General features: G+C 37.0%; 20 protein-coding genes. 14 read left to right on the top strand and 6 right to left on the bottom strand.

Annotated features, from left to right (window positions below; genetic code table 11):
- Positions 1 to 29 precede the first annotated feature (29 nt).
- Positions 30 to 314 (top strand): hypothetical protein, encoded by a 285-nt coding sequence (locus tag LPB89_RS03820; RefSeq protein WP_230700334.1) that lies wholly within the window; start codon positions 30 to 32, stop codon positions 312 to 314.
- On the opposite strand, the gene LPB89_RS03815 is transcribed toward LPB89_RS03820, so the two are convergent.
- The 4 genes from LPB89_RS03815 to LPB89_RS03800 all read right to left on the bottom strand — a co-directional run bounded on the left by LPB89_RS03815 (position 315) and on the right by LPB89_RS03800 (position 4,081).
- The gene (locus tag LPB89_RS03815; protein ID WP_230700333.1) at positions 315 to 1,865 is read right to left on the bottom strand and encodes a patatin-like phospholipase family protein; all 1,551 of its coding nucleotides are present in this window, start codon (positions 1,863 to 1,865) and stop codon (positions 315 to 317) included.
- 19 nt (positions 1,866 to 1,884) lie between these two features.
- Positions 1,885 to 2,451, bottom strand: coding sequence for a hypothetical protein (locus tag LPB89_RS03810; RefSeq protein WP_230700332.1), 567 nt, complete (start codon positions 2,449 to 2,451; stop codon positions 1,885 to 1,887).
- 127 nt (positions 2,452 to 2,578) lie between these two features.
- On the bottom strand, positions 2,579 to 3,712 hold the full coding sequence (locus LPB89_RS03805) for a DUF664 domain-containing protein (protein WP_230700331.1): 1,134 nt from the start codon (positions 3,710 to 3,712) through the stop codon (positions 2,579 to 2,581).
- A gap of 141 nt (positions 3,713 to 3,853) precedes the next feature.
- A complete protein-coding gene (locus LPB89_RS03800) occupies positions 3,854 to 4,081 on the bottom strand; it encodes a CDGSH iron-sulfur domain-containing protein (RefSeq protein WP_042563543.1) in 228 nt (75 codons plus the stop codon).
- 851 nt (positions 4,082 to 4,932) lie between these two features.
- On the opposite strand from LPB89_RS03800, the gene metG reads away from it, so the two are divergent.
- From metG to LPB89_RS03755, 8 genes are all read left to right on the top strand, one after another.
- Positions 4,933 to 6,990 (top strand): methionine--tRNA ligase, encoded by a 2,058-nt coding sequence (gene metG, locus LPB89_RS03795; protein ID WP_230700330.1) that lies wholly within the window; start codon positions 4,933 to 4,935, stop codon positions 6,988 to 6,990.
- Between the two features lie 32 nt (positions 6,991 to 7,022).
- The gene (locus tag LPB89_RS03790; RefSeq protein WP_230700329.1) at positions 7,023 to 8,120 is read left to right on the top strand and encodes an acyltransferase; all 1,098 of its coding nucleotides are present in this window, start codon (positions 7,023 to 7,025) and stop codon (positions 8,118 to 8,120) included.
- A 71-nt stretch (positions 8,121 to 8,191) separates the two neighbouring features.
- Positions 8,192 to 9,079, top strand: coding sequence for a DMT family transporter (locus tag LPB89_RS03785; RefSeq protein ID WP_230700328.1), 888 nt, complete (start codon positions 8,192 to 8,194; stop codon positions 9,077 to 9,079).
- A 323-nt stretch (positions 9,080 to 9,402) separates the two neighbouring features.
- Positions 9,403 to 10,110: an HAD family hydrolase gene (locus LPB89_RS03780; RefSeq protein WP_230700327.1), complete on the top strand. Its 708-nt coding sequence runs from the start codon at positions 9,403 to 9,405 to the stop codon at positions 10,108 to 10,110.
- A complete protein-coding gene (locus tag LPB89_RS03775) occupies positions 10,110 to 10,739 on the top strand; it encodes a chloramphenicol acetyltransferase (protein WP_230700326.1) in 630 nt (209 codons plus the stop codon). The genes LPB89_RS03780 and LPB89_RS03775 overlap by 1 nt, the downstream gene beginning before the upstream one ends.
- A 46-nt stretch (positions 10,740 to 10,785) precedes the next feature.
- Positions 10,786 to 12,138, top strand: coding sequence for a hypothetical protein (locus tag LPB89_RS03770; protein WP_230700325.1), 1,353 nt, complete (start codon positions 10,786 to 10,788; stop codon positions 12,136 to 12,138).
- 165 nt (positions 12,139 to 12,303) lie between these two features.
- Complete coding sequence (locus LPB89_RS03765; protein ID WP_127338910.1) at positions 12,304 to 12,822, top strand: ferritin; 519 nt, start codon at positions 12,304 to 12,306, stop codon at positions 12,820 to 12,822.
- A 360-nt stretch (positions 12,823 to 13,182) separates the two neighbouring features.
- Positions 13,183 to 13,875, top strand: a complete 693-nt coding sequence (locus tag LPB89_RS03755) for a DUF2461 domain-containing protein (RefSeq protein ID WP_230700324.1) — start codon at positions 13,183 to 13,185, stop codon at positions 13,873 to 13,875.
- A 51-nt stretch (positions 13,876 to 13,926) separates the two neighbouring features.
- Here LPB89_RS03755 and LPB89_RS03750 read toward each other — a convergent pair whose 3' ends face one another.
- Positions 13,927 to 14,259 (bottom strand): single-stranded DNA-binding protein, encoded by a 333-nt coding sequence (locus LPB89_RS03750; protein ID WP_230700323.1) that lies wholly within the window; start codon positions 14,257 to 14,259, stop codon positions 13,927 to 13,929.
- Positions 14,260 to 14,430: 171 nt separating this feature from the next.
- Here LPB89_RS03750 and LPB89_RS03745 point away from each other — a divergent pair, with 171 nt between their 5' ends.
- Genes LPB89_RS03745 through LPB89_RS03735 form a run of 3 tightly spaced genes read left to right on the top strand, consistent with a single transcriptional unit; the run spans position 14,431 to position 18,711 of the window.
- Positions 14,431 to 15,963, top strand: coding sequence for a carbon-nitrogen hydrolase family protein (locus LPB89_RS03745; RefSeq protein WP_230700322.1), 1,533 nt, complete (start codon positions 14,431 to 14,433; stop codon positions 15,961 to 15,963).
- A complete protein-coding gene (locus LPB89_RS03740) occupies positions 15,960 to 16,307 on the top strand; it encodes a hypothetical protein (protein ID WP_230700321.1) in 348 nt (115 codons plus the stop codon). The genes LPB89_RS03745 and LPB89_RS03740 overlap by 4 nt, the downstream gene beginning before the upstream one ends.
- Before the next feature lie 10 nt (positions 16,308 to 16,317).
- Positions 16,318 to 18,711: a M28 family peptidase gene (locus tag LPB89_RS03735; protein ID WP_230700320.1), complete on the top strand. Its 2,394-nt coding sequence runs from the start codon at positions 16,318 to 16,320 to the stop codon at positions 18,709 to 18,711.
- Between the two features lie 72 nt (positions 18,712 to 18,783).
- On the opposite strand, the gene LPB89_RS03730 is transcribed toward LPB89_RS03735, so the two are convergent.
- The gene (locus tag LPB89_RS03730) at positions 18,784 to 19,179 is read right to left on the bottom strand and encodes a rhodanese-like domain-containing protein (protein WP_230700319.1); all 396 of its coding nucleotides are present in this window, start codon (positions 19,177 to 19,179) and stop codon (positions 18,784 to 18,786) included.
- A gap of 145 nt (positions 19,180 to 19,324) precedes the next feature.
- Between LPB89_RS03730 and LPB89_RS03725 the strand changes: the two genes are divergently transcribed.
- Together LPB89_RS03725 and LPB89_RS03720 are read left to right on the top strand one after the other, a co-directional pair.
- Entirely contained in the window at positions 19,325 to 20,227 is a 903-nt protein-coding gene (locus LPB89_RS03725; RefSeq protein ID WP_230700318.1) for a LysR family transcriptional regulator, read from the top strand.
- A complete protein-coding gene (locus LPB89_RS03720) occupies positions 20,212 to 20,661 on the top strand; it encodes a GNAT family N-acetyltransferase (RefSeq protein WP_230700317.1) in 450 nt (149 codons plus the stop codon). Before LPB89_RS03725 ends, LPB89_RS03720 begins: the two co-directional genes overlap by 16 nt.
- Positions 20,662 to 20,731 lie beyond the last annotated feature (70 nt).

Here is a 20,731-nt window from a genome sequence, read left to right as displayed (position 1 = left end):
TAAAAAGTAATTTTTGAAGAGCTAGCCAAATGAATACACTGCTAAAAAAACCAACCCTGTTCTTTGTGCTGGGAATACTTTCCATCCTTGCCGGTACTGTTTATGCTATCATGTTGATTGCCGGAAATTCAGCACAGGACGGATTACTGGGGATTTATATCTTATTCAGTTTAGTATTGGTTTTATTCACCGTCATAGCAGACCGTTTACTGGTTCGGAAGTTCGGAAACCAAAAGGTGAATAAAGTTCAATTTTCTTTCCTGCTCCTGATCGTGCTTCTGTGGATCATGAGAGCAATATTAAATTGGCTTTAATTATTTCTGCTCTACCAACAATTCTTTTAGCTCCTTCGTTTTTGCAAAAGCGGCAAAACGCCCGGAGAGCAATAACATTTCTTTTTCTTCGGGGGTTGTTTTTAGTTTTGTCTGAACGTGTGCTGCATATTCGTACAATAGTAAGAGTTCACTAGCCCCAAAATCTTTAAACTTTTCCTTGTCTAAACTGGACAGCATTACTTCGCCGGTTTTGTCTTTTTTGAAACTTTCAGCACCAAAATTTTTAACTAGTTTTGTTCTAAAATCAATATACAGTTTCAGCCAGCTGCTATCTTCATCGTCAGTGTTTTTCAATTGTAACACCAGATCTTCGTAATCCTGGTCTTTTTTGAGCTTTAAAAGATAATCGCGTAAGGTTGTAAAACCAATTACCTGAAAATTTGAGGTTGGAATTTTATACTTTTCCAGCACATCTTCCACATCCTTTTCAAAAGTGATGTATCGGGTCTGAACGGTATACAAAGAAGCTGTCTCTAATAAAGAAATCAGTCTGATCTTGGTATCATTGATATATGGCTCCTTCTTTCCCTGTCCTAAACAATCTATAAAAAGGGCTTTTTTGTTTTTATTATCGACTTTAGTATCATTGTTAAGCAGTTCAATTAAAGTCTGATAGCCCATATTGTCTGAAGCACCGCCATCGATCACACATAATATTTTGTCCTGGCCTTTGATTCCGAATTTGGTTTTGGGCAGCACGCCCGGAAAAGCAGAACTTGCCGTAATCGCATAGGTGAGTGGAAAATCATAGCCATTACTAATCAAATTTTTATCCAGGGGAAGATCGGACTTATTGGGAGCCAGTGAAGCATTTATTTTTAAAGCCCGGATAATATGCGGCATAAAAGGAAATCGTTCTCCGTTATTGTACGCTGTTCCGTTGGCCACCAGCACAGGCAATTCGGGTATTTTTTTGCTTTCTTTTGGAATGAAGAAATCAGACAGCAACATTTGGGTTTTGAACTTATCCGGATTTTCAGGATTGGAGCTGTCGTATTGCAAAACTTCTAAATCCAAACGCTGCGTCATCGATATTTTTTCCCCTTTTTCATTTCTGCTGTTATTCAGAAGAGAGAATAGTGATGCTGATTTATTGACATCGGCTTTGTAAGCATCGGCTTTAGAGAAATAAAACTCATTGAAAGAACAGTTATCGTACTGTAATTTATTTTTCAGGATAGTTAAATAATAGCCCGCCGAATAGCATCCTCCTGAAACGGTGGAGAAATAATCGATTTCATTCAAAAAATTACGTTGGGAATCATTTTCTCCTATTTCTTCTAATCCCAAAAGCACACCCATACTAAAAAACTGTGCCCTCGATCCACCACCTGAAATTCCAACCCCCAGCGCAATATTGGGATTCTGGATTCTTTTGTCCCGTTCCTGAACCGATTTATATTCGTTCAGATTCACCGCAGGAATAGAATTGTAGTTGATCTCCGAGAAAAGATTGATCTTGTTCTGAGCTACAGCTTCAGTTGCAAAACAAAGAAAAAGAAAAACGATCTGAAGTCTTTTCTGTACCATAACCGAACCATTAGATGTTTTATTCCACATTAAATAATCTCAAAATATACGAAAGTTCATAAACAATAAACAAGACTACCAGAACCACATGAAAAACCTTGTTGTGAACCTTAATTGCCAGCAGGCATAAAACAATATGACTGATAATGCGAATGTAATATTCCACCTGATTATACAAAAAGTAATTGCCGCCTTTTATTGCCGTATCGATCATATCCGCACCAAAACTAATGGCAAGGATGGCAAAGAACCAGTTTTTACGCGAATAAAAATAATCTTCATAGCCTTCGTAATCGATTAGGTCATCAGGATAAAGAATGGCACAGAGCAGGTAAAAGACAAGAATATAAGAGATTATAAAAAAATAATCCGCAAAATACCACTCTGTGATGAGTTTCAGATTAAATTCCCACCACCAGAAGTGAATAATCAGCAGGAAAACATAAAATACCCAGAGCGAGTGTACGAAATAAATCTTTTTCCGCCCCGGATGCTGTATAAAAATGACAGATCCTTTAATGAGATGCGTCAGGCTTAAACCAAGAATGATTCCGATAATCGATTTGATATGAATAAATTCTTCCATAAAAAACGTTTTACTGTTTAGAACCTTTAAAATTAAATAATTAATTCAACAACAATCGCTTCTGCTTCTTTTTTTAGCTTTTCGGAACACAAAAAAAGCTGCACTATGTAGTGCAGCTTTTCTGTATTTATTGTTTAATACCCATTTCTATTTTGGGCACCTGTTTTTCCGGCGGAATTCGTTTTTTCAAAAATAAAATCTGTCCCAAATGGCTGGACTGATGTTCCATCACGTGAAACCAGCAATACTGATTACTAATATCGTATTTCATCTGAACTTCGGAAAACCAGGCATCGTCTCTTTTTTTCAGTTCCGAAATCGTTTTGGCCCTTACTTCATTATAAATGTCCAGATAATACTGAATGTCATGCCCTTTAAATTCATCTCGTCCACCCTGATCTAAGTTTAAAGCGGCCTCCCAGATTTTCTTTTCTTCTTCATTAAATTCCCTGTTTTCGAAAGTAAAAACCTGATAGTATTTTTCGGCTGCGGCCAAATGCATAACCAGAGCACCAATTCGGTTCGCCTTCTCATCATGCAGGTAATCAATTTCATATTGATTCATGTTTTTAACGGTACTTTCGACACGGTCTTTAAGGTCTTCCAGCATCGAAATCATGTCGGCAATTTTAGGTGAAGCCCCTTCAACATTTCCTATTTTTCCCGTTTCTTTTATTTTTATACCTGTTCCTTCCAACACTAATGCATTTTTTCCATCGGCGGCTGATTTATCAGAATAAATCTTATATTCCTTCACCTTAACCAATTTTGCTTTAGAGGTTCCTAAATTCCATTTTGGAATATCGCCATTGTTTACAGGCGTTTCAAAACCTGAATTTAAAATCGTTACCGGTTCAAAAACACCTTTTGCATTTTCAATAAACAACTGGAATTTATCAAAATAAAACTTTCCATTGTACGAGCTTAATCCTCCAAAAGTCAAAGTTTTACTATTCTCATCAATGGTTCCTTCAACAGTATACGATTGCCAGTCTTTTGATTTGATTGGTCTTTCGCCCATATTATCAAAAAAACCGACTTCATCATTTTTATTATTCACTCTTGCCCAGATTCCCGCCCATGCTTTAGGCTCTGCGTTTTCTACTTTTGCTGAAGCAATCAGTTTAAATTTTTTCTTTACCGGAGTCTGGATGTCTATGGTCTGACTAAAACCCATCCAGTCACTCGAAATAACCCTTGGTGCCTGACCCTGAACCAGCGCAAAACTTAAAAACAATAATAGGACAGTAAATCTTCTCATTCTCTATATTTTAAAAATTTCCGTAAATATAATATACTTTTTTAAGGAATTAACTTATTATTATTGAATAATTACTTAAAAAAAGAGAATAAAAAAAGCCACATTAAAAATGCAGCTTTCATGATATTTAAGAAACGATTCTTAGTTCGTTTTCATAGGTGGTAAATCGAATGCGATTGAATCGTGCTCGAAATTATTACGGTGTCCACCATCGCAAAAAGGTTTGTTTGCCGATAATCCGCAACGGCAAAGTCCTAGTGCGCTTCTTCCTTGTAATCCGTAAACCGTTCCTTCTGAATCCATTATTTCGAAATCTCCTTCAATTTTGATGGATCCGTTTTTATTGATGATTAATTTTGTCTTGCTCATAGCTTTGTTTTTTTCACCGCAAAGGTTGCAAAATATATTTTGAAGTTTTTAATAGGAGTGCTAGTTTAAACTCGTTCTATTTTATGGGTTTTACCACAGAGATACACAAAGAAAAAGCGCGGAGATACACAAAGTTTGTCCGGCTGAGCGAAGTCGAAGCCCCGCAAAAAGATTTGACGAAGTTTTTGTTTCTCGCAGATTTTGCAGAAATACGCAAACAATGTCCGGCTGAGCGAAGTCGAAGCCCTCGCAAAGTGATTCAGCAAACGTGGGCTTCGACTTCGCTCAGCCGGACAATTACGAATGTTTCTGGGGGTTCTAATGACAAGTGGGTGTCACTAGCCCCGATAGAAGTGAAAATCCTTTTGTGCCGTCCCGATAGCTATCGGGAGGCACAAAAGATTGTAACGAATAGCGGGATTAGCTCCTGAAAAAAATTCTCATAAAGCACTGAGAAACAAACAATCCTGTCATTTCGAGGAACGAGAAATCTTCGCAAGAAACTCCATTACAAAATTCTCCAATCTTTGTCGAGCTGCTTGCGAAGATTTCTCGTTCCTCGAAATGACAGACAAAACGATTAATCGTTGAGCGTAAATAAAACTCTGCGCCTCTGCTCCCGATAGCTATCGGGATTGCGTGATTAATTCCCCATACTTTAAAAAAACTTCACAAATCTCCGCGCTTTTTCTCCGTGAATCTCCGTGAAATAACAAATTCTCAATTCTATTGCTTATTTTTGCAGGCAATAAAAATTGAGTTATGAAATAAGCGTACGACAAAATTGTCTTTAAACACAAGATTTCATAGGCGAATTACATATGACCAATAAAAAAAATTAATATCAACATATGATACAGAATCCAAAGAGATATACTATTACGGCAGCCTTGCCTTACACCAACGGACCTATACATATTGGCCATTTGGCGGGGGTTTACGTGCCTGCAGATATTTATTCGAGATATTTACGTTTACAGGGAAAAGACGTTGCTTTTATTTGCGGAAGCGATGAACATGGCGTTGCTATTTCGATGAAAGCCAAAAAAGAAGGAATTACACCACAAGAAGTTATTGATAAATACGACGGAATTATTAGAAAATCATTCGCTGATTTCGGAATTTCGTTTGATAATTATTCCAGGACTTCGGCTAAAATTCATCATGATACGGCTCAGGAATTTTTTAGAAAACTGTATGATAATGGTGATTTTATTGAAGAAATAACAGAACAATTGTACGATGCCAAAGCCAATCAGTTTCTGGCAGATCGTTTTGTGGTAGGAACCTGCCCAAGATGCGGCAACGACGGAGCTTATGGAGATCAGTGCGAAAATTGCGGATCGACTCTGAATGCTACGGATTTAATAAACCCGAAATCGACAATTACCGGAGAAACTCCGATTTTGAAATCTACCAAACACTGGTTTTTACCTTTGGACCGATATACTGATTTCTTAACAGAATGGATTTTAGTCGGACATAAAAACGACTGGAAACCGAATGTGTACGGACAGGTAAAATCATGGGTTGACGGCGGACTCGAGCCTCGTGCCGTAACGCGTGACCTGGACTGGGGAATTGATGTTCCGGTTGAAGGTGCCGAAGGAAAAAAATTATACGTGTGGTTTGATGCGCCAATTGGATATATTTCATCAACCAAAGAATGGGCTTTGCGCGAAGGAAAAGACTGGGAACCGTACTGGAAAGACGAAGACACCAAACTGGTTCACTTTATCGGGAAAGACAATATTGTTTTTCACTGTATCATTTTCCCGGCGATGCTAAAAGCTGAAGGAAGCTATATTTTGCCGGACAACGTTCCAGCGAACGAGTTTTTGAATCTGGAAGGAAATAAACTTTCGACTTCTAAAAACTGGGCAGTTTGGTTACACGAATATTTAGAAGAATTTCCGGAGAAACAAGACGTTTTGCGTTATGCATTAACATCGAACGCACCGGAAACTAAGGATAACGATTTTACCTGGAAAGATTTTCAGGCGAGAAACAACAATGAATTAGTTAATATTTTCGGTAACTTTATTAATCGTGTTGCGGTTTTAGTTAACAAAAATTACGACGGATATATTCCAACACCAAATGAATTTACAGAAATTGACGAAGCTGCTTTAGCCGAATTAAAAGCATACCCAGCTGTGATTTCAAGTTCGGTAGAGCGTTACAGATTCCGTGAAGCTTTGGGCGAATTGATGAATGTGGCGCGTTTAGGAAATAAATACCTGGCTGACGAAGAGCCTTGGAAAGTCATAAAAGTAAATCCGGAACGTGTAAAAACTCAATTATATGTAGCTTCACAAATTGCTGCTGCTTTGAGTATTTTGGCTGAACCGTTCTTGCCTTTTACTGCTGCTAAATTGTCAAGAATATTGAAAAACGAAGGTAAATTGAAATGGAATGATGTTGCTGAAAATTCAGATTTAATTCCGTCTGGACATCAAATTGGTCAGAATGAATTGCTTTTTGCAAAAATCGAAGACGAAGAAATACAAAAACAAATAGACAAATTGGAAGCTACAAAAACGGCCAATCTTGCCGAAAATAAACAAGTGGAACCTCAGAAAGAATTAATTCAGTTTGAAGATTTCGCTAAAATGGACATTCGTGTCGGAACTATTCTGGAAGCAGAGAAAATGCCAAAAGCAAACAAACTTCTGGTTCTGAAAGTAGATACCGGAATTGATGTGCGTACGATTGTTTCGGGAATTGCAGAAAGCTTTACGCCGGAAGAAATTATCGGAAAACGTGTTTCTGTTCTCGCCAACCTAGCGCCAAGAGCGTTGCGTGGTGTAGAAAGTCAGGGAATGATCCTGATGACTACAAATGCAGAAGGAAAACTGGTTTTCATCAATCCGGATGCGGATGCACCGAATGGTGAGACGGTGAATTAAAACTAAATCTTAAAAAACATTATAGAAAAAACATGGATAACTTAAAAAAATCAAGAGTTGAAACGTTAGATTGGTTACGAGGATTAATGGCTTTATCTATAATGTTTTATCATTTAATATATTGGATTTTTAACCCTTTAGACGCTAGTAATCCGCTAGGGAGATTAGGAATATATGGAGTTTCTATCTTCTTTATTCTTTCGGGCTTAAGTATGGCAATTGTATATAACACCTATATTGATTCTATTTTGAAATCAATTATCTTTTACATACGAAGAATCTTTAGAATTTGGCCCTTATTGTGGGTAATATGTTTTGTTTTGGTTATCCCCATATTGCTAAAAACTGGTACTTTTGACTGGAAATTATTATTTCTAAATTTAACAACTTTATTTGGGTTCCTTAAACCTACGGCATATATACCAACAGGGGCATGGTCAATAGGAAATGAAATGGTTTATTATGCTTTGACTCCACTTATTTTGTTTTTATATAATACAAAAAAATGGTTTGGAAACATGTTTTTTGTCTTTACCTTAATTATTGGACTTTTCTTTTCTTTTTATTTATTAAAGTCTAATGTTGATTTACCAGCGCAATGGCCAACTTATGTAAATCCATTCAATAATCTATTTTTATATGTAATGGGTATTGCTATTTTTTATAATTTCAAAGAAACAAATATTAGTACTAAATTAAACTTATCATTATTAGCTATTACAGTCATTTTATTCTGTATACTTCCTTTCTCAGGTAATCAAATTTCAATAATCACCGGAATAGGCCGGATCGTATTCTCAATATTATCCTTCATCATTGTATTTTGCTTTTATAAATTAAACATTAATGTCCCTAAAACATTTGGCAATATTCTCGAAACGTTTGGCATAGCAACTTATGGAATTTATTTAATCCATCCCGTTGTTTACCTATATACCGGTTCTTTGTTGGAGAAAATAAATTCGAAAAATAATTTTTTACTTCTCGGCACTACAGTAGTTCTAACAATCCTAATATCTACATTTTCTTATAATTTTTTCGAATTACCCATGATAAAAATTGGAAAAAAATTCACAAACTCTTTCGAATCTTTTTTCCAAAAACAAAAGGTAAAGTCGCAAAAAATTTAAGTAACTAACAACTTAATTTACTTTTGAGTAATTTTTAATTTCTGTTTAATATTTTATCTCAAACACATAAAATGAAACTCACCAAACCAAGATTAGCTTTAATCTGCGGCATACTTTGTATTTCGATTTTTCCGATATTGATCAAATTGCGTTTAGCTTCGGGATTGATTTCTGCTTTTTACAGAATGTTTCTTGCGGTTGTTTTGCTTTTGCCCTATGTGCTTTTGAGTAAGAACTTTAAATTTCCAACCTTAAAATTGACACTTTTAGCGGCACTATGCGGAATTCTTTTTGCCTCCGATGTGGCCGTTTGGAATATCGCCATTCAGGATTCAAGTGCGACGCAGGCTTCCTTATTAACTAATCTTTCTCCGCTTTGGGTTGGTATTGGCTCTTTCTTATTTTTGAAATCAAAACCGGCAACCAATTTCTGGATCGGAACGGTCGTTTCATTATTCGGAATGGTGACTTTGGTTGGTTTTAGTTTTTTTCTGGAACTGAATTTTGATCAGGCTTTTCTGTTTGCCGTTTTGTCCGGAATCTTCTATTCGATTTATCTTCTGGTGAGTAAAAATGTACTTTCCCATGTTGATGTTTTATCGTTTATGACGATTAGTTTACTGGCTTCCAGCGCTTATTTAGGAATTCTTTGTTATGCCTTGGATGAATCTTTTACAGGATTTTCCAATACGGGTTGGTTTGTATTTGTACTTCAGGCAATAATCTGCCAGTTGTGCGCCTGGCTTTCCATCAGTTATGCCACGCAACACATGCGTGCGACGCGTGTTTCGTTAAGTTTATTGAGTCAGGCTGTAATTACTTCGATATTAGCTTGGTTGTTTTTAGAAGAACAAATAACTTTACAAATGGTTTTCGGCGGAATGATTTTGCTTTTCGGAATCCGGATTACGTTTTACGATAAGACAATTTCTCTGGGCAGGTTCTTTTCTAAGAATTAAGACTGGGGATTAGTTCACGGGTTTAAAAGGGTTTACACTGGGTAATTTTAAAATGTTCTCTCGCAGATTGGGCAGATTGGGCAGATTTTTTTTAAATCCTGAAATCTCACTAATCTGTGGTAAAAAAATTCGTGATCATTTGTGAAATTGGTGGCAAAAAAGTTCTCTCGCAGATTTGGCAGATGGAGCAGATTTTTTTAATCCTGAAATCTCGCTAATCTGTGGCAAAAAAATTAGAGAAAATTCATGTAATTCGTGGCAAAAAAATCTCAGCGTTAAAACCTGAAACAAAGAAAACTTCAAACCTGAAACAAAAAAACATCATGTTACATAAAAGCAAAATTCCAAATTTAAAAGTAATCGCATTCGATGCCGATGATACTTTGTTTGTAAACGAACCCTATTTTCAGGAAACGGAACATAAATTTTGTGCCTTAATGGAAGATTATCTTTCGCATCAGGGCATTTCGCAGGAATTGTTTAAAATCGAAATTCAGAATTTGCCTTTGTACGGTTATGGAATCAAAGGCTATATTTTATCGATGATTGAAGCGGCGATGAACATTTCGAACAACACCATTCCGGTTGAAGTGATTCAGAAAATCATTCAATACGGAAAAGAATTGCTCGAAAAACCCATCGAACTCCTTGACGGAATCGAAGAAACACTGCAGGCTTTGCACGGCAAATACAAACTGGTCGTGGCCACAAAAGGCGATTTAAAAGACCAGCACAGCAAACTGCACCGTTCCGGACTAGGGCATTATTTTCACCATATCGAAGTCATGTCAGACAAACAGGAAATTGATTACCAGAAATTACTGGGCCGTTTAGACATTCAGCCTCACGAGTTTCTGATGATCGGGAATTCGTTAAAATCGGATGTTTTACCGGTTTTGGAAATTGGCGGTTATGCCGTACATATTCCGTTTCACACGACCTGGGAACATGAGAAAATAAGCCATAAAGTAGAACACGAACATTTTAGTTCATTTGAAAAAATCACGGAAGTGGTTACTAATTTAGCCTAATGAAAACACTTTTAGATTTAGAAAACTGGAACAGAAAAGAGCATTTTGCCCATTTCAGACAGATGGAAGAACCTTTTTTTGGGGCCACTGTTGAGATCGATTGCACAAAAGCCTATCAAACCGCAAAAAGCCTCAATGCTTCCTTTTTTATCTATTACTTACATAAAACACTGGTTGCGGTAAATGCAATCGAGAATTTCAGGTACCGAATTGCAGAAGACAAAATTTACATCAACGATCGTATAGATGCATCCGCCACTATTGGCCGTGAAGACGGTACTTTTGGATTTTCGCTTATCGAATATGATGCTGATTTCAAAGTTTTCGAACAAACGGCTTTAAAAGAAATCGAGCGTATCCAAAACACCACCGGGCTTTTTACCCGTGAGTTTAAAGACGATAATGTGATTCATTTTTCGGCAATACCGTGGTTAAATTTCACATCACTGACGCATGCCCGCAGTTTCACGTATCCGGACAGCTGTCCAAAAGTTTCTTTCGGAAAAATGATAACCTCTGAAACCGGAAAAAGAACTATTTCCATGGCCGTGTATGTGCATCATGGTTTAATGGACGGTCTGCACCTGGGTCAGTTTGTAGACTATTTTCAGGAGCTGATGGATTCCTAAACAGAATTCAGGCAATGATTTTGAATTGATTTTATTCTTAAAAAATATGAGAAAAGTATTTCTGTTTTTAGCTGTATTGTACAATTCTATTCTGTTAAGTCAGACGGTCTTGGCGACTTATCCTTTGGATTTAAAAAGGATACGCGAAAACGATCAGATTTTAAATTTCGAAAATAATTCAACACATGAAGTTTTTGTCTTTGTGCTGTCTCAAGGAAATTTTACGATTTTAAAATACAACAGCGCCTTATTCCTGAACGATCAGTTTACGGGTCCGGCTACGTATTTTAATGACAGATCTCTGATGGGATATAGTTTTAGCGAAGACGGAAATCCAACTTTGTATTGGTTTTCAGAAGCAGCAAAAAATATTATCATCGTCAAATATTATTTCGAAAACAAAACTTCGAAAGCACTAAAATTTGAATATCCGAATACCACACAGCCTATTGTAACATCATATCAAAAAGACAATTCCTTCAATTTCCTCACGCAGGATAAGACAGAACCAAAACTAATTCTGTACGCCTTTAAAAACGGAATCGTAGAAGAGAAAATACTTGATTTCTCTCCTTTTACTTTTTCAGACAGAAAAACACAACCCCAAACATTCAATCAGATCCTTATTGAAAATCCTATTGAAAAAATGGAACCGGGCGAGTACAATCCGTTATCTAAAACGATTAGCAAAACTAAAATGTACTTATTAAGCGATCGTATCATCCTGACGCTGGACCAGAACGTTAAAAAAACGCAACTCTTCGATATTAATTTAAGCAATCTGGAGATCAAAGAGAAAAACTTTGTACAGCCGACTCCTAAAAAACCAGCAAGATCCTCCAACTCTTATTATCACGAAAACAAATTGTATCAGATCAATGGCAATGAAGACGAACTTTTGTTTGATATAAAAGATCTGGATTCACAGCAATCCCTAAAGAGTATTGCCGTTTCTAAAACTGATACCATTCTTTTTAAAAATTCGCCATTACTGATCCAGAGAGATAACTACAGTCCGAAAGAATTAAAAAACACAGCCAAATTCCTGCAGCATTTATCGGGTTTAGATATGGGTATCTCCGTATTTAAGAACAAAAAGAATGTGTTTATCACCATCGGAGGAATCAGTAAAGCAACCAATCAGAGTTTTGAGGGCTTTTACTATCCCGACATTGAAACCAAAACAGTGTTTTTTGAAAGTATCTGGGATAAAAAACTTGGATTTACCACTGAAAGACAGCAACCTCTTGCCATAGATAAAATTTACTTGTTTATGGATAAGCACAAAGAAATTGCATTAGAAAGCATCATGAAATTTAAAGATTATTCCATTTTAGGCTATTTCGATACCACAACCAAACAATATACGATGCTGAAGTTTACGGACGGATTTGAGTAAGGCAGTACTAGACTTTTATAACAGTTTATATGGTAGAAAAATGCCCCTTTTAATTCAAAGAAAGTTGATTTCAGTGTATATAGTCTGAATCTGAATTGTTGGCAAGAGCAATAATGCGACCCAGAATTGCTTAAAATTATTTAACTTTACACAAAACCCAAGATTATGTTATCAAAAAATATAGAAACAGCACTGAACAAGCAAATCAGAATTGAAGCAGAGTCTTCACAAACTTACCTTTCAATGGCTTGTTGGGCAGAGGTACACGGATTAGAAGGAATTGCTCAGTTTATGTATACTCAGTCAGACGAGGAGCGTGCACATATGCTTAAACTTGTTAAGTACATCAACGAACGTGGCGGACATGCTACCATTACGGATCTAAAAGCGCCAAAAACATCATACACTACGTTTAAAGAAATGTTTGAAACACTCTACAATCATGAAATTTTCGTATCAGAATCTATCAATGAATTAGTACACATCACTTTTTCTGAAAAAGATTATGCTACACATAATTTCCTGCAATGGTACGTGGCAGAGCAAATCGAGGAAGAGGCTACAGCTAAATCAATCCTTGATAAAATCAACTTAATTGGGGATGATAAAGGCGGACTTTACTTGTTTGATCGTGATATTCAGCAGTTAACAGTAACAAGCTCAATTGCCATCAATCCAAAATAAAAAAAGTTAAAGTTTATTTAGAACATATAAAAATAACATTTATTCTTTTATATTTGTCTCGTTTTATAATTGAGATGAACCGTGAGCAAGAAAGATAAAGTTAAGGACAAGGACAAAAAGAAGGATAAGAAGAAGAAAAATGCTGCTATCCTTGATAAGATTAAGAAAATCGAAAACTGCAAATCAAGCTGTTGTGAGAAATTCAAAAAGAGCGAAAAGAAACGTTGCTCCCGTTGTCCTATGTTTGACTTAATAAAAAAGACTGCTTAAAAAAATATATAAAAACCCATCAGAAATCTGGTGGGTTTTTAGTTTAAATGACATTCGTGTTCTACTTTTAGAAACGCAAATAGTATACTTATGAAACAACCGGTTACGATACCCAAATCCAGTCTTGATTTTTTGCAGCAGCTCAAAACAAATAACAACAAACCCTGGTTTGAGGCCAACAAAACAAAGTACCTTAACGAATTAAATCATATTGAAACCTTTGCCGGTGCGTTGCTGGAGGAGCTCTCCAAAACCGATGTCCTAGAAACAGCTTCTGGTAAGAAAAGCGTCTACCGAATTTATCGTGATATTCGATTTTCAAAAGATAAAACTCCTTTTAAAACTTTTTGGGGTGGCAGCTTTACCCGTGCAACAAAGGAAAGACGCGGTGGTTATTATTTTCATCTGGAAGAAGGAAACAGCTTTTTCGCCGGCGGTTTTTGGGGACCAGGTGCCGCAGATTTAAAACGCATCAGAAGCGAATTTGCACATAATGCGGAACCAATGCAAAAAATACTGCAATCAAAATCTTTTATCGAAACTTTCGGAACTCTACAAGGCGAACAGCTTAAAACAGCACCAAAAGGATTTGACATCAATCATGAGGCTATCGACTTACTTCGATACAAACAGTTTTTAATCATCAGACGTTTTACGGATAAAGAAGTACTCAGTCCGCTCTTTTTAGAACAGGCCTTGGAAACCTGCCTGAATATGAGACCCTTTTTCGATTATATGAGCGAAATACTGACCACTGATAGCAATGGTGCATCCGTTTTGTAGTAACGTATTAAAACTAAACCCGACAGGTTTTAAAAACCTGTCGGGTTTGAATTATTTACTTAAGAGTAAGATTTCATTGACTACTACTTCTGTAATAAATTTTTTCTCTCCGTTTTTGTCGTCGTAGCTTCTGTGCGTCAGCTTCCCCTCAACAGCAACTTCTTTTCCTTTTACGACAAATTTTTCAATAATTTCAGCTGTTTTGCCCCAGGCCGTCACACGATGCCATTCTGTTTGTTCTACTTTTTCGCCTTTCTCGTTCTTGTAGTACTCATTTGTAGCGATATTCATATGCGCTAACTTTTTTCCGTTTTCCAATGTTTTAATTTCCGGATCGTTACCAACGTTCCCAATTAGCTGTACTCTGTTTTTCATTGCATTCATGGCGTATAAAATTTTAAGGTTAAAAAATGAATTCGTTAGTCAAATTCACATGGACAAAAATACAAAAAAAGTAGGAATTATCGGATTAACAAATAATTATTTTCGGTTGTAATTATTTGTAAGCGTTTGTAAATGGTAATAATTTCGTATATTCGGAGAAAACCCTTTAATATGCAGACACAAATCAACAAAGTTGAATTGCGAAATTTACAGTTAGTCGATTACAAACAATTGAAAAACTCAATGATTGAATCCTATCCCGAAATGGCCAATTCGTATTGGGAATCTAAAGACATTAAAAAATTACTTTCCATATTTCCTGAAGGCCAATTAGTAATTTTAGTGGATGGCGTAGTGGTGGGATCTGCCTTATCTTTAATACTGGACGAAAGGTTAGTTGACAAAAGACATAATTACAGACAAATTATTGGCGATTATACGTTCTCTACCCATAACAAAAACGGAGAAATACTCTACGGAATTGATGTTTTTATTCACCCCAATTATCGTGGTTTACGTTTGGGCCGCCGTTTGTACGATGCCCGTAAAGAACTCTGCGAGCAATTGAACTTAAAAGCAATTGTATTTGCCGGAAGAATTCCGAACTATGGTCAGTATGCCAGTAAAATGACTCCAAAGAATTATATTGAAAAAGTAAAACACAAAGAATTACACGATCCTGTACTTTCGTTTCAGCTGAGTAATGATTTTCACGTTTTAAGGATTATCAAAAATTACCTGGAAGGCGACGAGGAGTCTAAAGAATTTGCCGTGCTGTTAGAATGGAACAATGTCTATTATGATGAAAGCCCAAGACTAATTAACCTGGAGAAAAGTGTGATCCGATTGGGATTAATCCAGTGGCAGATGCGACAGCTTAATAACGTGGAAGCTCTTTTTGAACAGGCAGAGTTTTTTATTGATGTCGTTTCGGGTTACGGAAGTGATTTTGCTTTATTTCCCGAACTTTTTATTGCGCCCTTAATGGCCGATTTCAATCACTTATCTGAGGCAGAAGCCATCAGGGAACTGGCACGCCATTCTGAGCCGATTAGAAAAAGGTTTCAGGAATTTGCCATTTCGTACAATATCAATATCATCACCGGAAGTATGCCGCATCTAGAAAACGGAAATTTATACAATGTCGGTTTTCTATGCAAAAGAGACGGAACCTCCGAAATGTATACCAAAATTCACATCACGCCAAACGAAGTACAGCATTGGGGAATGAAAGGCGGATCCCAATTTAAAACCTTTGATACCGATTGTGGCAAAATCGGAATCCTGATCTGTTATGACGTTGAGTTCCCCGAGCTCTCCCGAATTATGGCCAATGAAGGAATGAATATTTTGTTCGTCCCTTTCTTAACCGATACCCAGAATGCCTACACCCGTGTCAAACATTGTTCGCAGGCCAGGGCTATTGAAAACGAATGTTATGTTGCGATTGCCGGTTGTGTGGGTAATCTTCCAAAAGTAAACAACATGGATATTCAGTATGCACAGGCATCGGTATTTACACCTTCTGATTTTGCTTTTCCGAGTAATGGTATAAAAGCAGAAGCCACTCCGAATACAGAAATGACTCTGATCGTAGACGTTGATCTCAATTTGCTAAAACAGCTTCATGAGCACGGAAGTGTCCGCATCCTAAAGGACAGAAGAAATGACCTCTATGAGATTAGAAAAATAGAACAGCCATGAAAACCTGTCTCGAATGCTCCGAAAAACTTGTAGGCCGGGAAGATAAAAAATTCTGTTCTGACAGTTGTCGGAATGCGTACAATAATAAAATAAATAAGGACACCAATAATTTTATGCGGAATGTAAACAATAAATTGCGTAAAAATTACCGTATTTTGTCTGAACTCAATGCAGAAGGAAAATCAAAAGCAACAAGAGATAAAATGTTGAATAAAGGCTTTGATTTTGATTTTTTTACTAATATTTTGCAGACGAAAACTGGCAACACCTATTACTTCCTTTATGACCAGGGATACCGCTCTCTGGACAATGATTATTTTATGCTCGTAAAAAAAGAAATTTAGTATATTCAACATGAAAAAAAATCCTACTTCAATACTAGCCTTTCTATGCGTCATAGCCATTCTGGCTATCATATACGCCACAATGATGCCCCAGTGGGTTTCTAAAAACGAAGAAGCCCTCGCAGAATTCTCCACGGAACGAGCCCTAAATCAAGTTAAAATCATAGCCCAAAAACCCCATTATGTAGGCTCGACAAACCATGAATTAGTTGCCAATTATCTTAAACTCGAGCTCAACCGAATTGGTTTAGAGACCACTATCCAGGAAGGATTTACCCTTAACAGCAAAGGACTCTTAGTAAAATCTAAGAATATTCTTGCCCGGATTAAAGGAACAGACAATTCAAAAGCGCTTTTATTACTTTCCCATTACGACAGTGCCCCACACTCGTTTTCTAAAGGTGCAAGTGATGATGCTTCCGGAGTTGCGACCATCCTCGAAGGTATCCGTGCTTTTCTCTACGCGAAGCAGCCTCATAAAAACGATATCATCATTCTCTTTTCCGATGCCGAAGAATTAGGCCTAAACGGTGCGGCACTTTTTGTGAATCAGCATCCGTGGGCAAAAGATGTAGGACTGGTTTTAAATTTTGAAGCCAGGGGATCTTCAGGGCCAAGCTATATGCTTATGGAGACCAACAAAGGAAATGAAGCGCTTGTCAAAGAATTTTCGAATGCAAAAACAAAATTTCCGGTATCCAATTCATTAATGTACAGCATTTACAAAATGCTTCCGAATGACACTGATCTTACCGTTTTCAGAGAGCAGGGAAATATTCAGGGATTTAACTTTGCTTTTATCGATGGTCACTTCAATTACCACACCCAGCAAGACGACCTTCAGCATCTTAATACAACAACACTTACCCATCAGGGAACGTATCTGATGCCTTTACTGAAATATTTTTCGAATTTCGATTTAAATAAAACAACTGCAACCGGCGATAATGTCTATTTTAATGTTCCTTTCGGATTTTTCATCAGTTATCCTTTTGCCTGGGTAGCGCCAATGACCATCATTGCTTTAGGCTTGTTGATACTTTTCATTTTTATAGGAAAAGCAAAACGAGTTATTAGTTTCAGAGAAATTTTCAGGGGATTTGTGCCTTTGTTAGGTGCTGTGATTATAGCAGGGCTGGTCACTTTTTTAGGATGGAAAATTTTATTGGAAGTTTATCCGCAATACAATGACCTCCTAAACGGATTTACCTATAATGGTCATGCTTACATTGGTGCTTTTGTAACACTTAGTATTGCCATTTGTTTTGCTTTTTATCATCATTTTTCTGAAGGGAAAATAACGATGAATCATTTCGTAGCTCCATTATTGCTTTGGATTACCATCAATGCCTTTCTGGCGAATAGTCTGACGGGAGCAGGATTCCTTATTATTCCGGTCTATTTCGGAGTTCTTCTTTTTGGAATTTTTGTCATTACGCAACATTACAGTTTAGGACTGAATTTATTATTTTCTATCCCGGCCTTAGCCATTGTGGCGCCTTTCATAATAATGTTTCCCGTTGGTTTAGGATTAAAAATACTGTACGGAAGTGCTGTTCTGACCGTTTTATTATTTGGATTATTACTCCCGGTCTTTGGTGCTTTTTCGAAAAAAGGAATCTGGACGATGCTCTTTTTTGGCATATCCATTGCTTTTTTCGTTTATGCGGGCATTCACTCAGATTATGAAAAAGGAAAAGCAAAATCAAACAGTTTATTGTATGTCTATAACGCTAACACAGATTCGGCGCTTTGGACTACCTACGACGTCAACTTAGACGACTGGACCAAAAGCTATCTCGGGCAGACCAATCAAAAAGCAGTGGGTTTAAATTCACTTCCGATTACCAGCAAATACAATTCAGCATTTACCTACAGTGCCATCGCTCCAAATGTGGCAGTGCCAAAACCGACCGTGACGTTCATCAAAGACAGTGTGGTGGGTAATAACAGGTATTTAAAAATAAAAATAACGCCCAACAGAAAAGTAAACCGTTACGACATTTATGCCAATACCAAAATGACGTTTTACAACTTTAAGGCCAATGGCGTTTCGACTTCAGGACAAATAGGAAATCGTTTGGAACGTGATGACAGCAAAATTTTATGTTATTATGTGGTAGGCAACGAACCGCTTGTTTTGGAATTCTACATCCGTAAGTCCTCAATTTTCGATATGGATCTTATTGAAAGTTCGTTTGATTTAATGACCAATCCGCTGTTTAATATCAAACCGAGAAGTGACTGGATGATGCCGACACCTTTTGTGCTGAATGATGCCGTTTTGATTCAGCAGAAAATAAAAAGATATACTGCTCCTTTGAAACCGATCGAAACTGCTCCCGCTAAAGACAGTATCATTGTTGCAAAAGATACTTTAACAAAAGTTGCTACCCCTGAATAAGAACGGTTTTCAATTATAATGACCAAAAAATGCAAAAGGACAAACTTTAAAATTAAAGTTTGTCCTTTTTGTTTAACAGGCGCATTCGATTTTCAGTCCGGCTTTTTTACCGGTGGTCCCTTCGGTGGCATAACCGTCAAACTTCCACCATTCGATTCCACCGATCAGTTCTTTTACCTTAAAACCCAGTTTCGTCATATTCAGCGCTCCTTTTGTGGAGGCATTACAGCCAATACCGTCGCAATACGTGACATACAAAATTTCTTTGTCCAGATGCCTGGTGTTTTCAGCATTCATTTCACGGTGCGGAATATTAATTGCACCAGGAATATGCTCTGCTTCGAAACCAAATGTTTTTCGGGCATCAATTACCATAACTTTTTCACCATTATTTAAGGCATCAAACAAATCGGAAGGATCCATTTCGAAGGCTAGTTTATTTTCATAATGTTTTAGTTGTGCTTCCATTTTAATAGATTTTAATGATTTTATTTTTCAAAAGTAGCAGAAGTCGCAACACCATAAAAACGAAAAGAATTCATCCATTCGATTACTTTTTTTCATGGAAAACCCATCGCAAAATTTTGTTCCTTTGTGTACAAATTCTCTAAAAATGGAAATACGTCATTTACGACTGATCAAAGCAATTGTCGAAGAAGGAAGCATCACCAAAGCAATCGATAAACTTCATCTGACACAATCGGCCCTGAGCCATCAGCTTAAAGAAGCTGAATATCAGTTGGGCACGCCCATATTTTTGAGGATGAATAAAAAACTGGTCCTCACCAAAGCCGGTGAAAAAATCTATGAGATTGCCAATGAAATCCTCGACAAACTATCACAGACCGAAACCCGGATCAAACAAATGGTTTTTGGCGAACACGGTGAAATCAGGATTAGTACCGAATGTTTTTCAAGTTATCACTGGCTTCCGTCGGTTTTAAAGCAATTTCATCTTTTATATCCGAATGTCGAATTGAAAATCGTGACTGAAGCCACGCATATTCCCCTCCAAAATTTACTGGCCAATACGATTGACATTGCCATCATTAGTGATCAGATCAAAGACAATAATATTAAATATATGGAGCTTTTTCAGGATGAAATGGTGATGGCGGTTTCTGAAAACCATCCTTGGGCGCATAAAAAATATGTCGTTCCCGAAGATTTTGTCACCGAACATCTTTTGATTCACTCCCTTCCGATGGAAACGGTTACGATACACCAGTTCTTTTTGGCTCCCGCCAAAGTAACGCCGAAAAAAATTACGCCTTTACCTTTAACAGAAGCTTCTCTCGAAATGGTCAAGGCCGATATGGGTGTCATGTCGATGGCAAAATGGGCTTTATTGCCCCATCTTAAGACCAGTCCGATAAAAGCCATTAAAATTGGCAAAAACGGTTTAAAAAGGAAACATTTTATTGCGATTCGCGAAAACGAAAAGTATCCCGACTACTTTCATCATTTTATTACCTTTCTACAAACCGAAATTAACCTGCAATGGAATATTCAATAAGGAATTGCGAACCCAAAGATTTGCCACAATTAGTCGTTTTATGCCAGAAGCATGCCGAATTTGAAAAAGCTGATTTTACTCCCGAAGGAAAAGCAGAAGCCTTAGAAAAAGCAATCTTCGCAGAAAATCCTAAACTTTGCTGTGTGGTTGTTGCGACTAAAGAAAAAATCATTGGTTACGTTTCGTATACTTTTGATTATTCGACCTGGGATGCTGCTGATTTTCTGTATATGGATTGTCTTTTTCTGGAAGAACAGGCCAGAAGTTTTGGGATCGGGGAAGTTTTAATTGAAAAGCTGCAACAAATCGGAAAAGAGAAAAACTGCATCAATATCCAATGGCAGACACCACAATTTAACGAAAGAGCCATTAAATTTTATCACAGAATGGGTGGAAAAGGAAAAGACAAAGTCCGTTTTACCTTAAATTTGTAAAAATTTAATTTCGCAAAGAAAAGAGACAAGAAGAAAAGACTGCATTCAGTTTAGCTTTCCCTCTGAACCT

Source organism: Flavobacterium sp. ENC, from assembly GCF_020991415.1.
GTDB lineage: Bacteria > Bacteroidota > Bacteroidia > Flavobacteriales > Flavobacteriaceae > Flavobacterium.
Note: the sequence above shows the minus strand (reverse complement) of the source record. Positions and strands in the feature narration are given on the sequence as shown.